At 39.7% G+C, this 21914-nt stretch carries 22 protein-coding genes; 10 read left to right on the forward strand and 12 right to left on the reverse strand.

Features of this window, described 5'->3' with window-relative positions; genetic code table 11:
- Positions 1-154: 154 nt before the first annotated feature.
- From HMPREF2731_RS11635 to mnmE, 8 genes are all read right to left on the reverse strand, one after another.
- Positions 155-850: a DUF1129 domain-containing protein gene (locus HMPREF2731_RS11635; protein ID WP_002293104.1), complete on the reverse strand. Its 696-nt coding sequence runs from the start codon at positions 848-850 to the stop codon at positions 155-157.
- An 89-nt stretch (positions 851-939) separates the two neighbouring features.
- Positions 940-2040 carry a redox-regulated ATPase YchF gene (gene ychF, locus HMPREF2731_RS11640; RefSeq protein WP_070873050.1) on the reverse strand — a complete coding sequence of 367 codons (1101 nt, stop codon included), beginning with the start codon at positions 2038-2040 and terminating at the stop codon, positions 940-942.
- An 8-nt stretch (positions 2041-2048) separates the two neighbouring features.
- Positions 2049-2240, reverse strand: a complete 192-nt coding sequence (locus HMPREF2731_RS11645) for a DUF951 domain-containing protein (protein ID WP_002293106.1) — start codon at positions 2238-2240, stop codon at positions 2049-2051.
- Positions 2241-2260: 20 nt separating this feature from the next.
- Positions 2261-3151: a ParB/RepB/Spo0J family partition protein gene (locus HMPREF2731_RS11650; RefSeq protein ID WP_002293107.1), complete on the reverse strand. Its 891-nt coding sequence runs from the start codon at positions 3149-3151 to the stop codon at positions 2261-2263.
- On the reverse strand, positions 3138-3905 hold the full coding sequence (locus tag HMPREF2731_RS11655) for a ParA family protein (RefSeq protein ID WP_002293108.1): 768 nt from the start codon (positions 3903-3905) through the stop codon (positions 3138-3140). The genes HMPREF2731_RS11650 and HMPREF2731_RS11655 overlap by 14 nt, the downstream gene beginning before the upstream one ends.
- A gap of 11 nt (positions 3906-3916) precedes the next feature.
- Entirely contained in the window at positions 3917-4630 is a 714-nt protein-coding gene (rsmG, locus tag HMPREF2731_RS11660; protein WP_002293109.1) for a 16S rRNA (guanine(527)-N(7))-methyltransferase RsmG, read from the reverse strand.
- A 233-nt stretch (positions 4631-4863) separates the two neighbouring features.
- Entirely contained in the window at positions 4864-6765 is a 1902-nt protein-coding gene (mnmG, locus tag HMPREF2731_RS11665) for a tRNA uridine-5-carboxymethylaminomethyl(34) synthesis enzyme MnmG (protein ID WP_002293110.1), read from the reverse strand.
- A 16-nt stretch (positions 6766-6781) separates the two neighbouring features.
- Complete coding sequence (mnmE, locus tag HMPREF2731_RS11670; RefSeq protein WP_002293113.1) at positions 6782-8179, reverse strand: tRNA uridine-5-carboxymethylaminomethyl(34) synthesis GTPase MnmE; 1398 nt, start codon at positions 8177-8179, stop codon at positions 6782-6784.
- Between the two features lie 299 nt (positions 8180-8478).
- Between mnmE and HMPREF2731_RS11675 the strand changes: the two genes are divergently transcribed.
- On the forward strand, positions 8479-8862 hold the full coding sequence (locus tag HMPREF2731_RS11675) for a hypothetical protein (protein WP_073357676.1): 384 nt from the start codon (positions 8479-8481) through the stop codon (positions 8860-8862).
- Positions 8863-9031: 169 nt separating this feature from the next.
- Here HMPREF2731_RS11675 and jag read toward each other — a convergent pair whose 3' ends face one another.
- The 4 genes from jag to rpmH all read right to left on the reverse strand — a co-directional run bounded on the left by jag (position 9032) and on the right by rpmH (position 11231).
- Positions 9032-9790, reverse strand: coding sequence for an RNA-binding cell elongation regulator Jag/EloR (gene jag, locus HMPREF2731_RS11680; RefSeq protein ID WP_002293118.1), 759 nt, complete (start codon positions 9788-9790; stop codon positions 9032-9034).
- Positions 9791-9807: 17 nt separating this feature from the next.
- Positions 9808-10626 (reverse strand): YidC/Oxa1 family membrane protein insertase, encoded by an 819-nt coding sequence (locus HMPREF2731_RS11685; RefSeq protein WP_002309900.1) that lies wholly within the window; start codon positions 10624-10626, stop codon positions 9808-9810.
- Positions 10623-10979, reverse strand: coding sequence for a ribonuclease P protein component (gene rnpA / locus HMPREF2731_RS11690; protein ID WP_002293120.1), 357 nt, complete (start codon positions 10977-10979; stop codon positions 10623-10625). The genes HMPREF2731_RS11685 and rnpA overlap by 4 nt, the downstream gene beginning before the upstream one ends.
- 117 nt (positions 10980-11096) lie before the next feature.
- The gene (gene rpmH / locus HMPREF2731_RS11695) at positions 11097-11231 is read right to left on the reverse strand and encodes a 50S ribosomal protein L34 (protein ID WP_002293121.1); all 135 of its coding nucleotides are present in this window, start codon (positions 11229-11231) and stop codon (positions 11097-11099) included.
- A 522-nt stretch (positions 11232-11753) separates the two neighbouring features.
- Between rpmH and dnaA the strand changes: the two genes are divergently transcribed.
- The 9 genes from dnaA (at position 11754) to rpsR (ending at position 21791) form a co-directional block, all read left to right on the forward strand.
- Complete coding sequence (gene dnaA / locus HMPREF2731_RS11700; protein ID WP_070873052.1) at positions 11754-13088, forward strand: chromosomal replication initiator protein DnaA; 1335 nt, start codon at positions 11754-11756, stop codon at positions 13086-13088.
- 197 nt (positions 13089-13285) lie between these two features.
- The gene (dnaN, locus tag HMPREF2731_RS11705) at positions 13286-14416 is read left to right on the forward strand and encodes a DNA polymerase III subunit beta (RefSeq protein ID WP_002293124.1); all 1131 of its coding nucleotides are present in this window, start codon (positions 13286-13288) and stop codon (positions 14414-14416) included.
- Between the two features lie 227 nt (positions 14417-14643).
- A complete protein-coding gene (gene yaaA / locus HMPREF2731_RS11710) occupies positions 14644-14886 on the forward strand; it encodes a S4 domain-containing protein YaaA (RefSeq protein ID WP_002293125.1) in 243 nt (80 codons plus the stop codon).
- Entirely contained in the window at positions 14873-15997 is a 1125-nt protein-coding gene (recF, locus tag HMPREF2731_RS11715; protein ID WP_002293126.1) for a DNA replication/repair protein RecF, read from the forward strand. Before yaaA ends, recF begins: the two co-directional genes overlap by 14 nt.
- Positions 15994-17940, forward strand: a complete 1947-nt coding sequence (gene gyrB / locus HMPREF2731_RS11720) for a DNA topoisomerase (ATP-hydrolyzing) subunit B (RefSeq protein ID WP_002288364.1) — start codon at positions 15994-15996, stop codon at positions 17938-17940. Before recF ends, gyrB begins: the two co-directional genes overlap by 4 nt.
- Before the next feature lie 19 nt (positions 17941-17959).
- Complete coding sequence (gene gyrA, locus HMPREF2731_RS11725) at positions 17960-20431, forward strand: DNA gyrase subunit A (protein WP_002293127.1); 2472 nt, start codon at positions 17960-17962, stop codon at positions 20429-20431.
- A 235-nt stretch (positions 20432-20666) separates the two neighbouring features.
- Complete coding sequence (gene rpsF, locus HMPREF2731_RS11730) at positions 20667-20966, forward strand: 30S ribosomal protein S6 (RefSeq protein WP_002293129.1); 300 nt, start codon at positions 20667-20669, stop codon at positions 20964-20966.
- 50 nt (positions 20967-21016) lie between these two features.
- On the forward strand, positions 21017-21529 hold the full coding sequence (gene ssb, locus HMPREF2731_RS11735; RefSeq protein WP_002288368.1) for a single-stranded DNA-binding protein: 513 nt from the start codon (positions 21017-21019) through the stop codon (positions 21527-21529).
- 25 nt (positions 21530-21554) lie between these two features.
- Complete coding sequence (rpsR, locus tag HMPREF2731_RS11740; RefSeq protein WP_002288370.1) at positions 21555-21791, forward strand: 30S ribosomal protein S18; 237 nt, start codon at positions 21555-21557, stop codon at positions 21789-21791.
- Positions 21792-21914: the final 123 nt, after the last annotated feature.

Genomic DNA, 21914 nt, shown 5'->3' on the forward strand with positions numbered 1-21914 from the left:
GCAGATGCAAGCTTTTGAACACCGTTTATTCGAAAAAAGGAGCTGCGACAAGACTTTTGTCACAGCCCCTTACTATTATTTAACTATGGATAAACGGAATGAGGTCCTTTACTACCTCTCAATATTTAGTAAAGCTACTACTCTGCTTTCTGGTTTATCTTCTTGGAACGGATAAACTTCCAATGATCCCATACTTTTTCTTCAAGTAGTAACGGACGGCTAAAGCAGCTGCTCCGATGATGATAACTACTATCGGATCTAATACTGGATTGATAACTGGCGGCAATAGCGTTGTCGCAGAAAACAGCACGACCCAAAGAAGTGTCGTTCCACCTAGGATAAGCAATGTTTTACCCATTCCTGGTTTCTTGCTTCGATCTGCTCCCGGATATTCATACTGATAGATGTACTTGTACATCATATAAAAGACCCAGCCCCCGATTGCAGAACCTAGAACGAGTGTAGAGAAGCCATAAGCTGGCGTTGTTCCACGTGAAAACAATCCGGTAATCGCGATCATGATACTTAATAGACCAAGCAGTAGTAATGTATTATCCAACCACATCAATAAAGGGGTCGATGTATTTTGTATTTCTGCTGGTTTATTGATGATTGCTTCCGTTCTTTCAGAGACTGTCCCGAACAATTGGCGAGCTGTTTTTCCGCCTTTTTGTTCTGCAACTAAAGTAGGCAGAATGTCATGAAGGGCTTTTACTTTTTCTTCTTCAGACAAATTCGCTGCTTCTAAAGATTTTTTCAAATCAAAAATGTACTGTTGATTTCTTTTGGTTAATTTTGTTTCTAAACTATTGTTTTCTTTTACGATTTCTCGTAATTGTTCTGGTTCCATTATCTAATAGTCCTCCTTAGCCGTTCCTTTTCTCAACGGTCGTCACAAAAGACATTCTACCATATTCTACAGCTAGTTTGATAGCCCTTTTACACATTAAAGCGGAATAACATTACGTCGCCGTCTTGTACAACATAATCTTTTCCTTCTAATCGAACACGCCCAGCTTCTTTTGCTGCATGCATGTTTCCATAATGATCCAAGTCTTCAAAAGAGACAGTTTCCGCACGGATAAATCCGCGTTCGAAATCTGAATGGATGATTCCTGCTGCTTGCGGCGCTTTGATTCCTTTTTTGAATGTCCAAGCACGTACTTCTTGTTCCCCAGCAGTAAAGTAAGTAGCTAAGCCTAACAAATCATAAGCGGCACGGATCAACTGATCCAAACCTGATTCTTCGATTCCTAAAGCTTCTAGAAATTCTGCTTTGTCTTCTTCATCTAATTCTGTGATTTCTTCTTCTGCACGAGCACTGACCACGATCACTTCTGCATTTTCTTCTGCCGCAAAGTTGCGCACTTCTTGTACATAATGATTCGCATCTGCATCTGCCACATCATCTTCTGACACATTTGCTACGTAAAGAATCGGTTTTGTCGTCAATAAGAATAGTGATTTAACGATTTTTTGTTCTTCTTCTGTGAATTCGATCGTTCGAGCAGATTTTCCTTCTTCCAGTACAGGTTTGATTTTGTCCAATACAGCTAGCTCTGCCACTGCATCTTTATCTTTGGTTTTAGCAACTTTTGCTACACGAGTATAGCGTTTGTTGATAGATTCCAAGTCTGCTAACACTAGTTCCAAGTTGATTGTATCAATATCTTCTAGTGGATCGACGCGTCCTTCTACGTGAGTGATATTATCATCATCAAAACAGCGGACAACGTGACAAATAGCATCTACTTGGCGGATATGGCTTAAGAATTGATTCCCCAAACCTTCTCCTTTACTAGCGCCTTTTACGATCCCAGCAATATCTGTAAATTCAAAAGTCGTCGGAACAGTTTTTTTCGGATGTACAAGTTCTGTTAAGCGTTGCAAACGCCAGTCAGGTACTTCTACCATCCCTACGTTAGGGTCGATCGTCGCAAAGGGATAGTTTGCTGCTTCTGCTCCTGCTTTTGTGATCGCATTAAACAAAGTTGATTTTCCTACGTTGGGCAACCCAACAATTCCAGCAGTCAATGCCATAAATTTATTCACTCTTTCTCTGCATTTTTTTCAATTACTTTTTTTAATTTCTTTTCAAAATCTCGACGGGTCATCATGACGATATGTCCGCAATTCATACATCTGATTTTGATATCTGCGCCCATTCGAATGACTTCCCAGCGGTTCGTCTGACAAGCGTGAGGTTTTTTCATTTCAACGATATCGTGCAAGTCGTACATAAAAATAGCCTCCTTTTTGTTTATTCTTCATCAAATTGAATATTCAAGATATCAAGAATTCGTGTCAAATCTTTTTGAGAAAGGTATTCGATCTCGATCTTACCTTTCCCGTTTTTTTCTTGGATAGCTACGCTCGTACCGAATTTATCCATCAAACGATCTTCGCTTTCTCGGATATAATAGGGTTTTTCCTTTGCTAGCCTTGGGATTTTTTTCTTTTCTTTTCCATCGTTTTGATTTAATTCAGAAACGATCTGTTCCAGTTGGCGGACAGTTAAATTTTCAGTTACTGCACGATTGGCTAATTTCAAGATCAATGATTTGTTTTTCAAGCCTAACAGCGTACGAGCTTGTCCCATAGATAAACGTTGATCTTGCACCATTTCCTTAACAAGATCTGGTAAAGAAAGCAAGCGCAAATAATTGGCGATATAAGGTCTGCTCTTTCCTAAACGACTAGCCACTTCTGCTTGTGTCAGTTTCAGATTTTTCATCAGCATTTCATACGCTTCTGCTTCTTCTAATGGATTCAGATCTTCCCGTTGCAGGTTTTCCAACACGGCTACTTGCATCATTGCTTCTTCGTCAAAGTCTCTGACGATAGCAGGGATCGTTTCTTTTTCAGCTAGTTTGGACGCTCGAAAACGTCTTTCTCCTGCGATGATCTCATATCCTTTTACTGCAGAACGGCGTACGATGATTGGTTGGAAGACGCCTGATTGTTCAATAGAATTAGCTAGTTCTTGCAAAGATACTTCTTCAAATGTCTTACGAGGCTGATACGGATTTGGACGCAGCTCATTCAATGGCAACTGGACCACGGTATCATCTTTTACATCCACCGTCTCTAAGTTTTCTAAATCTTGGAACAATGCATCGATTCCTCGGCCTAATCCTTTACTTTTCTTCACGACTTACCACTTCCTTTGCCAATGCTTGGTAGACTTCAGCTCCCCGAGAACGTGGATCGTAGTCGATGATCGGTTTTCCATGACTAGGTGCTTCTGATAAACGAATATTTCTTGGGATGATTGTTTCATAGACTTTTTCGCGGAAGTATTTGCGTACTTCTTCTACGACTTCATTTCCCAGATTTGTTCGTGCATCATACATGGTCAGCAAGACACCTTCTATTTCCAATTCTGGATTGAAGTGCTTTTGGACTAAACGAACCGTATTCAGTAATTGGCTTAATCCTTCCAATGCGTAATATTCACACTGAACAGGTATCAAAATCGAATCACTTGCTGTAAATGAATTGATTGTCAAATGGCCAAGAGAAGGCGGACAATCGATCAAAATATAATCATACTGGCTGCTGACTTCTGCTAAAGATCCTTTTAATCTTGATTCTCTTGCCATCATTGATGTCAATTCGATCTCTGCTCCTGCTAATTGGAGAGTCGCAGGCACAATACTCAAATTTTCATGTTCAGTGATCAACGTCGCCTCATCAATTGGCAATTCATTGACTAGAACGTCATAGATGTCTTTTGTCACATCGGGTTTTCTGATCCCGACACCACTGGTAGCATTTCCTTGTGCATCCATATCCACTAGCAACACTTTTTTGCCAAGGCTGGCAAGACAAGCACCTAGATTTACCGTCGTCGTTGTTTTGCCGACGCCACCTTTTTGGTTCGCAACAGATATTATTTGTGCCATCTCTTCTCCTCCTATTTGATTGGCTGCTTATTAGGCAGACCGGGCTTTCTTGGGTATTTCTTTGGGGTTATTTTCTTTTTTTGAATGACGATAATATGCCGTTGGTCAGAGACATTCGGCAAGGTAACTGCCTCTTCTTTGAGGAATTTACCACCTAATAAAGCAATCGCTTGTTTTGCTTCTGTCAGTTCCTCTTCACTTTTTGCTGCTTTCAATGCATAAAAATAGCCTTCTTGTTTAGCCAAGGGCAAACACAATTCTGCTAACACATTCAAACGAGCAACTGCACGAGCAGTGACAAGGTCAAATGATGCACGAAATTGAGGATTTTGTCCAAATGTTTCTGCCCGGTCATGATATAAGGAAGCATCAATTCCTAATAATCGAGTTAGTTCAGACAGGAAGGTTATTCTTTTATTCAGAGAATCAACAATCGTTATCTGCAATTCGGGAAAGGCAATTTTTAAAGGTACGCTAGGAAATCCTGCTCCTGAACCGACATCGCATAAAGATAAAGGTTGCGTAAAGTCTACTTCAAATGCTAACGTAAGCGAATCGTAAAAATGCTTCAGGTATACGTCTTTTTCATCCGTAATGGCTGTAAGATTCATTTTTTCGTTCCATTCGACTAATGTCCGATAATAGATAGCAAATTGTTCCATTTGATGATCGGTAAGCTCTATCCCTTTTTCTGCCAAAGATTGGCGAAATTCTTCTGGTATCATAATTATTCCTTTCATTGTGAAACAGCAATTGTTTCACAGATTCTCTCCCTACTTTAACGCAAAATTCCAAGACATGCAATCCTTCCATATGGATTCTTAAAAATTTGAAAAGTAAGAAACGCCGATAGATTTTTTCTTTCTATTATGGCACTCATAAAATACACATAGAAGAGAGAACTAGCTTTGAGCAATTTCTGCAAAAACTGGTTCTCTCTTCTATTTATTATTACGTATTACGCTGGTTCACTGACTTTCGCAATCTTCCCTTGTTCGATATAGACCATTAAGATGCTTAGATCTGCAGGATTTACTCCGCTGATCCGGCTAGCTTGGGCAATTGTTTCTGGTTGGATTTTCTGCAATTTTTGTTTTGCTTCTGTTGCTAATCCGTTGATTGCTGCGTAGTCGATGTTTTCTGGAATCTTTTTCGCTTCCATGCGTTTTAATTTTTCTACTTTTTCCATGGCTTTTTTGATGTAGCCTTCATATTTGATTTGGATTTCTACTTGTTCGATTTCTTTTCGTGTTAATTCTTCATTCTCTGGAATAAACCGTAGAAGATCTGCATAAGTAATCTCAGGGCGTCTTAAAAAGTCGCTTGCTAGTACGCCATCTTTTAGAGGTGCCGCATTAATCGTCGCTAAAAAGGCTTGAACTTCTTCTGTTGGTTTGATCCGTACATTCATCAAACGTTTGATTTCTTGTTCAACTGCTTCTTTTTTCTTCAAATAAGCCTTGTATTGGTCCTCTTTTACTAAGCCCACACGGTGACCCATTTCTGTCAATCGCAAATCTGCATTATCATGACGTAAAAGCAGACGGTATTCAGCACGTGAAGTCAGCAAACGGTAAGGCTCGTTCGTTCCTTTTGTCACCAAATCATCGATCATGACACCGATGTAACCATCACTTCGTTTGATCACTAAAGGCTCTTTTCCTTGAACTTTCAAAGCTGCATTGATACCAGCAATCAGTCCTTGTCCAGCCGCTTCTTCATACCCGCTTGTACCATTTGTTTGTCCAGCTGTATAAAGATTTTCAACGACTTTAGTTTCTAATGTCGGACGGAGTTGGTGTGGTTCTACTACGTCATATTCGATAGCATATCCTGTACGCATCATTTCTACTTTTTCCAAACCGGCGATGGAATGAAGCATGTCGACTTGGACATCTTCTGGTAAAGAAGTAGATAACCCTTGAACATAGACTTCTTCTGTGTTCAAGCCTTCTGGTTCTAAAAATAGTTGGTGACGTGGTTTGTCTGCAAAACGCACAATCTTATCTTCGATGGATGGACAATAGCGAGCGCCTACCCCTTCAACGATCCCTGTAAACATTGGGGCACGATGTAAGTTGTCTCGAATGATTTGGTGAGTCGTCTCACCTGTATAGGTTAGCCAGCAAGATTCCTGATCTAGTTTATAGGCACTATCTGGTGTGCTGAAGCTAAAATGATTCGGCTCTTTGTCACCAGGTTGTTCTTCTGTAACAGAATAATCGATCGTACTTGATTTTACTCGAGGCGGTGTTCCTGTTTTGAACCGTTCGATAGCAAAGCCAAGTTCTTTTAGATGATTCGCTAGTCCAATAGAAGGTTGAGAGTTATTCGGACCTGATGAATATTTTAATTCACCGATAATGATTTCTCCGCGAAGTGCTGTTCCGGCTGTAATAACAACTGCTTTTGCCCGATAGCTCGCTCCTGTGGAAGTCACTACACCATGACAAACACCATCTTCGACGATCAGTTCTTCGACGATTCCTTGTCTTAATGTCAAATTTGGTTCTTTTTCGATTGTATGTTTCATTTCTGTTGAATAAGCATGTTTGTCTGCTTGTGCTCGCAATGCTCGGACAGCTGGACCTTTTCCTGTGTTCAACATACGCATTTGGATATAGGTTTTATCGATATTCTTACCCATTTCTCCACCTAGCGCATCGATTTCTCGAACAACAACGCCTTTAGCTGGTCCGCCTACAGAAGGATTACATGGCATGAATGCTACCATATCCAAATTTATTGTCAGTAATAACGTTTTTGAGCCCATACGTGCAGCAGCAAGTGCAGCTTCTGAACCGGCATGTCCTGCGCCGACAACGATCACGTCATACGCATCTGCTTCATAATGTTTCAATCGTTTGTTCCTCCTTTTATTTTCCTAAACAAAATTGACTGAATAATTGAGTGATCAATTCATCTTGTACACTATCGCCAACCACTTCTCCTAGATAGTCCCAGCAACGCGTCATATCGATTTGAACGAGATCCACAGGCATTCCTGCATCAATACCTGCAATGACTTCTTCAAGTGACAGGGAAGCTTTTTCTAACAATGCGATATGGCGGGTATTGGAAACATAAGTAGCGTCTCTTTCTCCTGTTTCTCCGCTGAAGAATAAATCAGAAATAGCTGATTCCAAACGATCTAGTCCGTCGTTTTTAGCTACGGAAATTGAAAAAACTGGTTCATTTTCGTTCCATTTGTTCAATTTTTCTTGTTCCAACTGTGCTGGCAAATCTGTTTTATTTAGAAGAATGATCCGTTTCAATCCACTTGTCGCTTCCAGTAATTGTTCATCTTCTGCTGTCAGTGGTTCGCTTTGGTTTAGAACAAGTAAGATCAAGTCTGCTTCTGCTAATGCTTTACGGCTTCTTTCGACCCCGATACGTTCCACCACATCTTCTGTTTCCCGAATTCCAGCTGTATCGATTAGCTTGAGCGGTACGCCTCGAACATTGACATACTCTTCGATTACATCTCGAGTCGTTCCTGCAATGTCCGTAACGATGGCTTTTTCTTCTCTTAACAAATGGTTTAACAAGCTTGATTTGCCGACATTTGGCCGACCGATGATCGCCGTACTTAACCCTTCCCGCAGAACCTTTCCTTGCTTGGACGTAGCAAGTAGTGCTTGGATTCTTTGTTGGATCATCTGTGCTTTTTCAAGCAATAACTTCGTAGTCAATTCTTCGACGTCGTCATATTCGGGATAATCAATATTTACTTCTACTTGAGCTAATGTCTCTAAAATCTCTTGTCTCAATGAGCGGATCAAAGCAGACAGATTGCCGTCTAACTGATTAAGGGCTAACCCCATTGCTTTGTCTGTTTTTGCCCGAATCAAATCCATCACAGCTTCTGCCTGTGAAAGGTCAACACGACCATTCAAGAATGCCCGTTTTGTGAATTCGCCTGGCTCAGCTAATCTTGCCCCTTCTCTTAACAATAACTGCAAAATTTGATTGACTACGACGATCCCGCCGTGACAATTGATTTCTACTACATCTTCCCGCGTAAATGTCTTTGGTGCTCTCATCACAGAGACCATGACTTCATCGACTAGCTGATCGCTCTTAGGATCAACGATATGTCCATAATGAATCGTATGGCTTGGTACTTCAGATAGTCGTTTATTCCCAGAATGATAAACTTTATCTGCTAGTTGCACAGCTTGATCGCCACTTAAACGAACGATACTGATTGCCCCTTCTCCAGGCGGGGTAGAAATTGCCGCAATCGTATCAAATTCTAAAGTAATTTCAGCCATTTTTTCACTTCCTTTTTCATTTTGCGCACAAAAAAAGTGCCCACTCCACCCTTTATGCATAATAAACGGTGAACTTCGCACTTTGACTGCTTGTTCTTGATTAAATTCTGGTCATAGGTTATCACACTTGCTATAAGGAATCAAGTGTTTAAAACAAGTTATATGAAGTTGTACCTCACCTGATTCCATTACCTTACATTTAATTGACTTTGGATGTCTCTTTGTGTTCTTCGGTTTATTCGAAGAGAAAATACTGTATAAACAAGGCTTTATCTTTCTTAAAAAAAACGGTACACTAAATGGTAGCGCTATCTAAACTATACACTTTTGAAAGGAGAAAAGGAGTGAGCCAGTTCAACTCTGATGCATTGAAAGAAGAAAGTGATTCTCGGATCAACGATGTTGTTTTATCTACAGGAAATATCAATCAAAAATATATCGTCCGCGATATCGTTTTTGTTGTGGAATGCTTAGAAGCTGATTTGTTTGACCCAGCTTTTCCCAAAGAGGATCTTTTCTTGACAACGAAGAGGAAATTAAAGATGAAGGTTCTTGAATATGGTGCGAATGCGGTGATCAACTGTCATTTTGAGTATCAGCAAAGAAATCGGGATGGAAAGTATTTTCTGGAACTTTTTGCTTATGGAACAGTGATCCAATTTATCCAAACGACGATTGGTTAAATGAAACAGGTACAAAAAAAGCGGAGCAAAACTGAAAACAGTTTCGTTCCGCTTTTTTCTATCAAAGTTAGTGACTACTTCATCGTATACTCTGATAAGAATGATTTCTAGTAAAATATACTTGGTTTGAAAAACTTTGTCAACGTGATTTATTCAAAAAGTAATGGAATCAATAATATTTTTTAGCAGGTTCAACTACTAAGTAACGATAAGGTTCCTCACCTTCCGAATGTGTTTTTACATGTTCATCTTTACTTAATGCAGCATGGATTTGTTTACGTTCAAAGGCAGGCATTGGTTCTAAGAAAACAGGCTGTCCTGTCCGTTTTACTTTTTCAGCCGTGCGATCAGCTAAACGCTGAATGATCTCTTGGCGCTTTTCACGGTAATTGCCTACATTGACCACTACAGATAGCTTATTTCTTGCTAAACGATGGATGAAGACTTGTGCCAGATATTGCAATGCATTCAGCGTTTTTCCATGTTTCCCAATCAGTAACCCTTGCTTTTGTGTTTCTAAATGGAAAACGACCATATTATTGGATTCTCTTTCCATTTTGACAAGAGCTGGAGCATCAAGCTGTTTTGAAATTTCAGTAAGATAGACTGCCAATTCCGTTAAAGCTGCTTCATCACCTAGCTCACTTACTTCTTCTGTTTTTTCTTCAAGAATCGTTTCGTTGACTACCTCGATCTCAGCTGTTGGTTCTTCTTCTAAAATCTCTTCTACCGTCTGTTCTACTGTTTCAGAAATTTTTTCACTGATACTTGGCTGGATCGAAAGCCGTGCATTTTTTCGGCCCATTCCTAGGAAACCTTTTTTTCCTTCTTCCAGTATTTCGATTTCAACTTGGTCTTTGGCCAAACCCAAATCAGCTAGACCTAGTTGAACAGCTTCATCTATTGTTGCAGCTTCATAAATCGGCATTAGCATTCCCTCCCCTATTATTTCCGTTTTTTCTTAGGATTCATTGCTTTCTTCAATGCACGTTCTCTTTCGCGGATTTTACGTGCTTCTTCTTCCCGTTCTTTTCGAATTTTGAAAGGATTGTTGATCAGCAGCGTTTGTACAACTTGGAAGGCATTGGAAACCACCCAGTATAATGAAAGACCGCTGGCTAAATTGACACCCATCACTAAAATCATTACAGGCATCACGAAATTCATGATCTTCATTGATGCATTCGATTCAATCTGACTCATGCTAGATAAATACGTACTTGCAAAAGTAAAGATTGCTGCTAGAATCGGCAAGATAAATGTTGGATCCGCGTTCCCTAAGTTCAACCATAAGAAATGGCCTTGTTTCAACTCAGGTACACGGGAAATAGATTGCCATAACGCCATCAAGATTGGCATTTGTACCAATAAAGGAAGACAACCAGCATATGGATTGACTCCATTTTCCGCATATAAACGCTGTTGCTCTTCTCTTAATTTACTTTGTGTTTCTGGGTCTCTTGAACTATATTGTTGCTGCAGTGCTTTTAATTTCGGTTGTAATTCTTGTGTCTTGCGCATGCTCTTTGTTTGGAAATGCATCAGCGGCAACAAGATCACACGGATGATCAATGTAAATAAAATGATCCCTATCCCTGCATTACCAAATGACAACGCCTTGATCGCCTCAGCAAAGTAATAAACAATATAACGATCCCAAATTCCTGTACTTTGTGCGCTGACTTCCCCAGTTCCGCAACCGGATAAGACGATGACCAAACTAACGATACCGGCCATCAAAAGTAAACGTTTGTATTTCTTCACTTACTCTTTTCCTCTCTGTCGATTATTTTTGCAAGTTTTAAGACGTGGACTAAATTGGAGCGAACCTCATCATAAGTCAGCCCCTTCACACTTGGTCTAGCAATCACAATAAAATCCAACTCCGGATCAATCTCTTCTTTTATAGAATAAACTGCTGCTCGGATTTTTCGTTTGACTTCATTGCGGCTTACCGCGTTGCCGACCTTTTTTCCTACAGATAAACCAACTCGAAAATGAGGCTGTCCCGGTTTTTTCAAACGGTAAACGACGAATTTGCGGTTAGCAAAAGAATCTCCCGTATGAAACACGGCTTGAAACTCTCGTTCTTTTTTTACTCGATACGCTTTTCTCATTAGTTTTCTTTCCTTTTCTATCTCTCACTTACGCTCATAATCATACCATAATTACGATTGTCCTTTCATCATTTCCCTAAAAAAGAGTATAAAAAAAACCACTGAAACCCCAGTGGCCTAAGCTGAAAGAACTTTTCTTCCTTTACGACGACGGCTAGCTAACACACGACGTCCATTTTTAGTACTCATACGTTTACGGAATCCGTGAACTTTTTGACGTTTACGTTTATTTGGTTGGTATGTTCTTTTCATATATTCCACCTCCAAAATGTTCTTATCTATTTTATAAACACAGACATACTTTGATAGTATAACGACAAAGTAGTGATTTTGTCAATATAAAATAGAAGATCGATTGTCAAAACTTATCCACAAGATTATTTTTTTCTATGGGAATCCCATGTGGAAAAAGTTATGCACAGGAATTATCCACAAATAATAACGAGGTACTTTTACACAGAAAACACACGTGTAAAAAAAGTAATCCACAACCAGGCATTTTTCTGTGCATTTTGTCCCTAAACTATTGATAAATATATATTTGTTATCCACAGGTATAGGAGGAAATCTAGTGATTTTTATGAGTTGTCCACCTGTGCATTAGTGGTGTGGAAAACTTTTTTTGACAGCTGTGTTTTTCTCTTTTTTTTATTTGTCGATTATGTGGATAATTGTAATTAAAAAATTTTTTTCTTCGGTTTCTGTGGAAAACTATTAAAAAAAATGCTAAATTAGTACTAGTTATTCACTTTTTAATGAAGGAGGAGGCCTTATATGGTATCCCTCGATGCTTTATGGAATGAATTAAAAGCAACATACCAAAAGGATTTATCGCCTGCTAGCTATAATACATGGATTGAAACAGCGAACCCTCGAACTCTTGATCAAAACCAGCTCGTTGTTGAGGTTCCTAGCAAGATTCATAAAGAATATTGGGAAAAAAACCTGGCAACAAAAATCGTTGAAGTCGGTTATATGCTATCAGGAAATGAGATTATCCCTCGCTTTATTACTGGCGAAGAAGCAGAGCAAGAAGAAGTTGTAGAAGAGAAAAATCCAAAAGTTGCGGCACCTAGTCCGCTAAAAAAAGCCATGCTGAATCCTAAATATATCTTTGATACGTTTGTCATTGGTAAAGGAAACCAGATGGCTCATGCAGCAGCGCTCGTTGTAGCAGAAGATCCAGGTTCTATTTATAACCCGCTCTTCTTTTATGGAGGCGTAGGACTTGGCAAGACTCACTTGATGCATGCAATCGGTCATCAAATGCTGCAAAGTCAGCCTAATGCCAAAGTAAAATATGTAAGTAGTGAAACTTTTGCTAATGATTTCATCAATTCGATCCAAAACAAAACAGCAGAAGAATTCCGTCAAGAATATCGAAATGTTGATTTACTATTAGTAGATGATATTCAATTTTTCGCAGAAAAAGAAGCTACGCAAGAGGAGTTTTTCCATACTTTCAATGCCTTGTACAATGAAGGTAAACAAATCGTTCTAACCAGTGATCGGTTGCCAAACGAGATTCCGAAATTACAAGAACGCCTTGTTTCTCGCTTTGCATGGGGGCTGTCTGTTGATATTACGCCACCGGACCTTGAAACAAGAACAGCGATTTTGCGTAAAAAAGCAGCAGCTGAACGTCTAGAGATCCCAGATGACACGCTGAGCTATATCGCAGGTCAAATTGATTCTAATATTCGTGAATTAGAAGGGGCACTTGTTCGAGTACAGGCTTTTGCTGCAATGAATAGTGAAGATATTTCGACTAGTCTAGCTGCAGATGCGCTGAAAACGTTGAAATCAGGAAAAGGACATCCTCAATTGTCGATTTTGCAGATCCAAGAAGAAGTGGCAAAGTATTATCACATCCAATTGAAAGATCTCAAAGGGAAGAAACGCGTCAAATCTATTGTTGTTCCTAGACAAATCGCTATGTACTTGGCACGTGAGCTCACAGATAATTCATTACCGAAAATTGGTGCTGAATTCGGCGGCAAGGATCATACAACGGTTATCCATGCCCATGAGAAAATCCAGCAGCTGATGGATTCTAGTGTCAGTATGCAAAATGAAGTATCAGAAATCAAAAACTTTTTACTAAATTAATTTGTCGATTCTACCAACTGAAAATAGCATGTGGATAAAAGAAAAAAACAAGCAAAAGTTATGCACACTTTTTCCACAGCTGTTTTTTCGTTTCTCTCTTGCGTTTTTTGAGTTTTCCACAGAATCAACATGCCCTATTACTTTTATTATTCTTTTTAACTAATAATAAATAAACAAACATTCAAAGGAGATACATCATGAAAGTTACTTTAAACCGAGCTAGCTTTATGCAGGAATTGCAAACTGTTCAACGAGCTATTTCAAGCAAAACCACTATCCCTATTTTGACAGGTGTAAAAATCACACTGACACAAGAAGGTTTGACTTTGACGGGGAGCAACGCTGATATATCAATTGAAACTTTTTTGTCTGTTGAAAACGAAAAAGCAAATATGCAAATCGAATCTACCGGATCAATTGTTTTACAAGCTCGTTTCTTTAGCGAAATCATTCGAAGACTTCCTGAAGAAACATTTACTTTAGAAGTATTAGAAAATAAACAAGTAGCGATCACTTCTGGAAAAGCGAATTTTATCGTGAATGGATTAGATGCAGATAATTATCCTCATCTTCCTGTTGTAGAAAGCCACAACCAGATGAAATTACCAGTACACGTATTGACTAAACTAATCAACGAAACAGTTTTTGCTGTGTCGCAGCATGAGAGTCGTCCGATCTTGACGGGTGTGCATTTTATTTTATCTGATCATTCTTTATTAGCTGTAGCTACTGACTCTCACCGTCTAAGTCAACGCGTGATCCCAGTAGAACAAACGGCTGATCATTTTGATATTGTTATTCCTGGGAAAAGTTTGATCGAATTGTCTCGCTCACTGACAAATGAAGAAGAAATCGTCGAAATCAGCATTATGGAAAACCAAGTCTTGTTCAAAACGGAAACAATGTATTTCTATTCCCGCTTGTTAGAAGGAAACTATCCTGATACCAATCGTTTGATCCCATCAAGCTTTAATACAGAGGTCGAATTTTCTGTTCCTAGTTTTCTAGCGGCAATCGAACGTGCTTCTTTACTTTCTCATGAAGGCCGCAACAATATCGTTCGTTTATCCATCCGTCCAGATGCGGTTGTTTTATACGGAAATTCTCCAGAAATCGGGAAAGTAGAAGAAAGCTTGAGCTATACAGCAAGCAGTGGCGATCCATTGGAGATTTCTTTCAACCCGGATTATATGAAAGCAGCGTTGCGTGCATTTGGAGATATGAGTATCAAGGTAAAATTTATTTCCGCTATTCGACCATTCACGTTGGAACCAACGGAAGATGGCGTTCAATTTATCCAATTGATCACTCCTGTACGTACAAATTAACAAAGATTTTCAAAGATATTGAAAATTTAATTGAAAAGAATTAGAAAAAATAAAATTTAAACAGAAGGCCCTAAAATCTCTTTTAAGGCTTTCTGTTTATTTTTGTTTAAATCACCTTTTTTAGATTAAATCGTCTTATATGGAAAAATATATGGATAAATTTGTTTTATTGCGGAAAAAAAGGTATAATAGAGTATACTTTTAATAATGAAAATGAGGGATGGACATTGAAACAACAAGTCATTCTAAATACGGAATTCATGACGTTGGGTCAAATGCTGAAAGAAGCCACCGTTATCGGTAGTGGCGGACAAGCAAAATGGTATTTGGCAGAAAACACTGTGTTAGTCGATGGCGAGCCGGAAAATCGTCGTGGACGCAAGCTTTATCCCGGTATGATGGTTGAAGTTCCAGAAGTAGGAACTTTTTTTATGGTAAAAAAAGGAAACGACGATAATGAGGCTGAATAAGCTGTATTTAAAAAATTATCGAAATTACGAAGAGCTGAACATCGAATTTTCCAAGAATCTGGTCATTTTTTTAGGTGAAAATGCGCAGGGAAAAACGAATCTTTTGGAAAGTATCTATGTATTGGCTATGACGCGAAGCCATCGGACAAGTAGTGAGCAGGAATTGATTGGTTGGAATGACGATCAGGCAATGATCCAAGGAGAGATCACAAAAGGTTCATCCACTCTCCCATTAGAAATCTTATTATCTAAAAAAGGCCGAAAAACCAAGATCAACCATATCGAACAAAAAAAGTTAAGTACTTACGTGGGACAAATGAATGTCATTTTATTTGCACCAGAGGATCTTTCGTTAGTAAAAGGCAGCCCGCAGATCAGGCGGAAATTTTTAGATATGGAATTAGGTCAGATCAATCCAATCTATCTTTATGATCTTGTCCAATACCAAGCGATTTTGAAGCAAAGAAACCAGTACTTGAAGCAACTGAATGAAAAAAAACAAACTGATTTGCTTTATTTGGATATTTTGTCCGAACAACTAGCAGCGTTTGGCAGCAAAGTATTGAAAGCAAGAGCACAGTTTATCAAGCGATTGGAGTTTTGGGCTAATTCTTTACATCAGCAAATCACACATCACAAAGAGCAGCTGGAAATCGAGTATCTCACCGCAGTCGATTCTTTAGAAACACATACGCAAGAACAAATCCAAGAACAATTTCTCGCACTTTTGAATCAAAATAAAAAGAAAGACCTTTTTCGGGGAACGACGACAGTTGGTCCTCATCGTGACGATCTTTCCTTTTTTATTAATCAGAAAAACGTGCAGACTTATGGATCGCAAGGACAGCAAAGAACGACTGCTCTAAGTGTCAAATTAGCAGAAATCGATTTGATCAAAGAAGAGACAGGGGAATACCCGATCCTATTATTAGATGATGTGATGAGCGAGCTGGATGATAATCGTCAGCTCCATCTGCTGGAAACAATCGAAGGAAAAGTTCAAACGTTCTTAACAACGACGACACTTGACCATGTAAAAAATAAAATGACTGTTGAACCTGAGATTTTTTATGTTCGACAAGGGAAACTAAAAGGAGAAGAAACTGAATGACAGAAGAAAGAAGTTTAGTAGAACGCGCTAAAGAATATGATGCCAGTCAGATTCAAGTACTTGAAGGACTTGAAGCCGTTCGTAAACGACCTGGTATGTATATCGGTTCGACTAGTTCTGAAGGTCTGCATCACCTTGTTTGGGAAATCGTCGATAATTCGATCGATGAAGTATTAGCAGGTTTTGCAACAAAAATCCATGTGATTATAGAAAAAGACAACAGTATCACTGTTATTGACGATGGACGGGGGATACCAGTGGATATCCAAGCAAAAACCGGACGTCCTGCAGTTGAAACGGTCTTTACTGTTTTACATGCTGGAGGAAAATTCGGCGGTGGCGGGTACAAAGTTTCCGGTGGTCTTCATGGAGTGGGATCTTCCGTCGTAAACGCACTTTCTACGCAACTTGATGTCAAAGTATACAAAGAAGGAAATGTGTACTATCAAGAGTATCGTCGTGGAGCTGTAGTGGACGACTTAAAGATCATTGAACAAACGGATCGCCATGGAACAACGGTTCACTTTACGCCAGATCCTGAAATTTTTACAGAGACAACTGAGTTTGATTTTTCAAAATTGGCTACCCGAATCCGTGAACTAGCTTTCTTGAACCGCGGGATGCGTATTTCGATTGAGGACAAAAGAGAAGAAGAACCAGTCATCAATGAATACCATTACGATGGCGGGATCAAAAGTTATGTCGAATACTTGAATGCAAACAAAACCGTGATTTTCCCAGAACCTGTATATTTGGAAGGTGAGCAGCAAGATATCGCAGTTGAAGTCTCTATGCAATATACAGACGGCTACCATTCCAATATCATGAGTTTTGCCAACAATATCCATACGTATGAAGGCGGAACACATGAATCAGGATTCAAGACTGCATTAACTCGGGTGATCAATGATTATGCCCGAAAACAAAAGCTGATGAAAGAAAATGATGACAACTTGACTGGTGAAGACGTGCGAGAAGGATTGACAGCTGTTATTTCTATCAAGCATCCTGACCCTCAATTCGAAGGACAAACAAAAACAAAATTGGGCAATTCCGAAGTACGGACAGTCACTGATCGGTTATTTAGCGAGCATTTCATGAAATTCTTGCTAGAAAATCCAAGTGTGGGCCGTCAAATCGTTGAAAAAGGATTATTAGCTTCCAGAGCTCGTCTAGCAGCGAAACGTGCGCGTGAAGTAACGAGACGTAAAGGTGCTTTAGAGATCAGTAATCTGCCAGGAAAATTAGCAGACTGCTCTAGCAACGATCCTGAAAAATGCGAATTGTTCATCGTCGAAGGAGATTCGGCCGGCGGATCAGCTAAGCAAGGTCGTAATCGAGAATTTCAAGCCATCTTGCCTATTCGTGGGAAAATCTTGAATGTTGAAAAAGCAAGCATGGACAAGATCTTGGCAAATGAAGAGATCCGGTCTTTATTTACTGCTATGGGTACAGGGTTTGGAGAAGATTTCGATGTATCGAAAGCTCGTTATCATAAATTAGTGATCATGACTGATGCCGATGTCGACGGTGCACATATCCGTACATTGTTGCTGACTCTTTTTTACCGTTACATGCGTCCAATTGTTGAAGCTGGTTATGTCTATATTGCTCAGCCACCTTTATACGGGGTAAAACAAGGGAAGAATATCACGTATGTACAACCAGGAAAGAATGCAGAAGAAGAGTTGAAACAAGTCGTTGCTTCACTTCCTGCCTCACCAAAACCAAGTGTTCAGCGGTATAAAGGACTTGGAGAAATGGATGATCATCAACTATGGGAAACAACTATGGACCCAAGTAATCGAATGATGGCCCGCGTCAGCGTGGATGATGCTATCGCGGCAGACCAGATATTTGAAATGTTGATGGGGGATCGAGTAGAACCTCGTCGTGCATTCATCGAGGAAAATGCACATTACGTGAAGAACTTAGATATTTAATCATGAAGGAGGAAAAAGAATGAGTGAAGAAATCAGAGAAAACATCCATGATGTCAATCTAACCAGCGAAATGAAAGACTCCTTCATCGATTATGCGATGAGTGTTATTGTCGCACGTGCACTGCCTGATGTCAGAGATGGTCTGAAACCCGTTCATCGCCGTATTTTATACGGCATGAACGAATTAGGTGTGACACCGGATAAAGCCCATAAAAAATCTGCCAGAATCGTCGGAGATGTCATGGGTAAATACCATCCTCATGGGGATAGTGCAATCTATGAGTCAATGGTACGGATGGCGCAGCCATTTAGCTACCGTTATATGCTAGTGGATGGTCATGGAAACTTTGGTTCTGTTGACGGTGACGGTGCCGCTGCTATGCGTTATACCGAAGCACGGATGAGCAAAATCGCTACAGAAATGCTGCGTGATATCAATAAGAATACTGTGGATTTCCAAAGCAACTATGATGACACAGAAAAAGAACCCGTTGTATTACCTGCTCGCTTCCCTAATCTTTTGGTGAACGGAACGACGGGGATCGCCGTGGGTATGGCAACGAATATCCCACCTCATAATTTGTCTGAGGTAGTAGCGGCTATCGATTTGCTGATGGATAATCCTGATGTGACGACCAATGAATTGATGGAAGTATTACCTGGACCAGATTTTCCAACAGGTGGTTTGGTCATGGGAAAATCAGGAATCCGAAGAGCGTATGAAACAGGTAAAGGTTCTATTACCGTACGTGCAAAAGTTGAGATCACTGAGATGCCAAATGGCAAAGAACGGATCCTCGTGACGGAATTACCTTATATGGTCAATAAAGCAAAATTGATTGAACGGATTTCTGAGTTGCACAGAGACAAGCGTATCGAAGGAATTACGGATTTGCGGGATGAATCTTCCCGTGAAGGCATGCGAATTGTCATTGACGTTCGTCGTGACGCCAGCGCATCAGTTATTTTGAATAACTTATACAAATTGACATCCTTGCAGAATTCATTCGGATTCAATATGTTGGCAATCGAAAAAGGCGTGCCGAAAGTTTTAAGTTTGAAACAAATCCTTGAAAATTATATCGAACATCAACGCGAAGTCATCACACGACGGACGGTCTTTGAAAAAGAAAAAGCAGAAGCAAGAGCACACATCTTAGAAGGTTTGCGTATTGCTTTGGATCATATCGATGAAATCATTGCGATTATCCGCGGGTCTAAATCAGATGACGAAGCAAAAGCAACAATGATCGAACGGTTCGATTTATCCGATCGCCAATCACAAGCTATCTTAGATATGCGTTTGCGTCGATTGACCGGTTTGGAACGGGAAAAAATCGAAAATGAATATCAAGAACTATTGAAACTGATTGAAGATTTGACTGACATTCTGGCAAGACCCGAACGTGTCACAGAAATCATCAAGAATGAATTAGCAGACTTGAATCAACGATTTGGTGATAAACGACGCACAGAATTACTAGTCGGTGAGGTCTTAAGTCTAGAAGATGAAGATTTGATTGAAGAAGAAGAAATCGTTATTACATTGACAAACAATGGTTATATCAAACGTTTGGCAAATAATGAATTCAGAGCTCAACGAAGAGGCGGGCGTGGTGTCCAAGGAATGGGTATCCACAATGACGACTTCGTCAAGAATCTAGTTTCTTGTTCTACCCATGATACATTGTTATTCTTTACGAATAACGGAAAAGTGTATCGGGCAAAAGGATACGAAATTCCAGAATACGGGCGTACAGCCAAAGGAATCCCAATCATCAATTTGCTGGGTATCGACTCGAGTGAAAGCATCCAAGCAATTATTGCGGTGACGGGAGAAGCAGAAGAAGGCCACTATCTTTTCTTTACGACGCGTCAAGGTACAGTTAAACGTACGTCTGTCACTGCTTTCGCTAACATTCGAAGCAATGGCCTGATTGCAATTGGTTTGAAAGAAGATGACGAATTAGTCAATGTTCTATTGACAGACGGACAGTCAAATATCATCATTGGCACACATAACGGCTACTCTGTGACCTTCAAAGAAGAAGCAGTCCGCGATATGGGACGTACAGCTTCCGGCGTCAGAGGGATACGTCTGCGTGAGGAAGATTACGTCGTTGGGGCAGCCTTGATGAAGGAAGACCAAGAAGTACTGGTGATTACAGAAAAAGGTTACGGAAAACGGACCAAAGTATCGGAATATCCAGTGAAAGGCCGCGGAGGTAAAGGGATCAAAACGGCGAATATCACTGAAAAAAATGGTCCACTAGCCGGATTGACCACTGTTTCTGGAAATGAAGACATCATGCTAATTACAGATAAAGGTGTGATTATCCGTTTCAACGTATCGACTGTTTCTCAAACTGGACGTTCAACATTGGGTGTACGTTTGATGAAGATGGAAGCTGATACGAAAGTCGTCACAATGGCAGCAGTCGAGCCAGAAGCGGTAGAACAAACAGTTGAAGAGCAAGCAACAGAAGAATAACCATCAAGACTAAGTGTGTAAGCTAGCAAGAATGACCGATTAAAAAATCTGGTTATTCCTGCTAGCTTTTTTGATTAATTGAATTTCTCTTAAAATATTTGAAACTGTTTATTCTGTATTGCTTTTGACCAAAATAGAGTGTATAATCAAAGCTTGTGAGTAGTCTAATTAATTAGATAACTCTCCTTGCTCTTAGGAACCTAAGAGCCGAAAGTCCACAGGGAGGTGAATATCAATGGAAAACACGAAATATGAAATCATGTACATTATTCGTCCAAACATTGATGAAGAAGCAAAAACTGCTTTAATCGAACGTTTCGATGCAATCTTGAAAGATAACGGAGCAGAAGTTATCGAATCAAAAGATTGGGAAAAACGCCGTTTCGCTTATGAAATGAACGGTTACCGTGAAGGTATCTATCACATCGTTAAAGTATCTTCTCCATCATCAGCAAATGCTGTCAGTGAATTTGACCGTCTTGCTAAAATCAACGACGATATCATTCGTCACATGATTGTTAAAGAAGAAGCTTAATTGTTGTTTCATGTGAAACAATAGAAAAACGATGAGAGGAGATGACTATTTTGATTAATAATGTTGTATTAGTTGGACGTCTGACGAAAGATCCAGATTTGCGTTACACAGCAAGTGGTACGGCAGTCGCAACATTTACTTTGGCTGTGAATCGTAATTTTACAAACCAAAGCGGCAATCGCGAGGCTGATTTTATCAACTGTGTGATTTGGCGCAAATCAGCAGAAACTTTAGCAAACTATGCTCGTAAAGGAACACTTTTAGGTGTTACTGGACGTATCCAAACTCGTTCTTATGATAATCAGCAAGGACAACGTGTATACGTAACAGAAGTAGTAGCTGACAACTTCCAATTGCTGGAAAGTCGTTCTGCATCTGAAAATCGCCAACAAAGCGGCGGATTCCAAAGTTCTGGTCAATCAGCTGGCGGATTTGGCGGAAACAATAACTCTAATCAAACATCTCAATCATCCAACGGTATGCCTGATTTCGACCGTGATACTTCTGACCCATTCGGCTCAAGTTCAACGATCGACATTTCAGATGATGATTTACCATTCTAAACGAATTTGATAGGAGGGAAATAGAATGGCACAACAAAGAAGAGGCGGACGTAAACGTCGTAAAGTAGACTACATTGCTGCTAACCATATTGAATATATCGATTATAAAGATATCGAATTACTAAAAAGATTTATTTCAGAACGCGGTAAAATCTTGCCACGTCGTGTAACTGGTACAGGCGCTAAAAACCAACGTAAAATTACTGTTGCAATCAAACGCGCACGTATCATGGGCTTGCTACCTTTCGTTAGCGAAGACTAATAAATCCGAGGAATTGAATGACTGATCCTTTTGATCAGCTATTCAATTCTTTTTTTTCTGTAAAAATAACCGATATTCGTTTAGTCGCTTGAATGACGAAAGTTATGGTAAAATCAAGTTAGT

The organism is Enterococcus sp. HMSC072F02 (assembly GCF_001837725.1).
Lineage (GTDB): Bacteria > Bacillota > Bacilli > Lactobacillales > Enterococcaceae > Enterococcus_B > Enterococcus_B lactis.

Coding starts and splice junctions, on each gene's coding strand:
- gyrA (WP_002293127.1), top strand. CDS start 17,960: ATGAGTGAAGAAATCAGAGAAAACATCCATGATGTCAATCTAACCAGC.
- rsmG (WP_002293109.1), bottom strand. CDS start 4,630: ATGATACCAGAAGAATTTCGCCAATCTTTGGCAGAAAAAGGGATAGAG.
- ychF (WP_070873050.1), bottom strand. CDS start 2,040: ATGGCATTGACTGCTGGAATTGTTGGGTTGCCCAACGTAGGAAAATCA.
- rpsR (WP_002288370.1), top strand. CDS start 21,555: ATGGCACAACAAAGAAGAGGCGGACGTAAACGTCGTAAAGTAGACTAC.
- gyrB (WP_002288364.1), top strand. CDS start 15,994: ATGACAGAAGAAAGAAGTTTAGTAGAACGCGCTAAAGAATATGATGCC.
- HMPREF2731_RS11645 (WP_002293106.1), bottom strand. CDS start 2,240: ATGTACGACTTGCACGATATCGTTGAAATGAAAAAACCTCACGCTTGT.
- mnmE (WP_002293113.1), bottom strand. CDS start 8,179: ATGGCTGAAATTACTTTAGAATTTGATACGATTGCGGCAATTTCTACC.
- rnpA (WP_002293120.1), bottom strand. CDS start 10,979: ATGAGAAAAGCGTATCGAGTAAAAAAAGAACGAGAGTTTCAAGCCGTG.
- recF (WP_002293126.1), top strand. CDS start 14,873: ATGAGGCTGAATAAGCTGTATTTAAAAAATTATCGAAATTACGAAGAG.
- rpsF (WP_002293129.1), top strand. CDS start 20,667: ATGGAAAACACGAAATATGAAATCATGTACATTATTCGTCCAAACATT.
- HMPREF2731_RS11655 (WP_002293108.1), bottom strand. CDS start 3,905: ATGGCACAAATAATATCTGTTGCGAACCAAAAAGGTGGCGTCGGCAAA.
- dnaN (WP_002293124.1), top strand. CDS start 13,286: ATGAAAGTTACTTTAAACCGAGCTAGCTTTATGCAGGAATTGCAAACT.
- dnaA (WP_070873052.1), top strand. CDS start 11,754: ATGGTATCCCTCGATGCTTTATGGAATGAATTAAAAGCAACATACCAA.
- HMPREF2731_RS11635 (WP_002293104.1), bottom strand. CDS start 850: ATGGAACCAGAACAATTACGAGAAATCGTAAAAGAAAACAATAGTTTA.
- rpmH (WP_002293121.1), bottom strand. CDS start 11,231: ATGAAAAGAACATACCAACCAAATAAACGTAAACGTCAAAAAGTTCAC.
- jag (WP_002293118.1), bottom strand. CDS start 9,790: ATGCCGATTTATGAAGCTGCAACAATAGATGAAGCTGTTCAACTAGGT.
- HMPREF2731_RS11675 (WP_073357676.1), top strand. CDS start 8,479: ATGGTAGCGCTATCTAAACTATACACTTTTGAAAGGAGAAAAGGAGTG.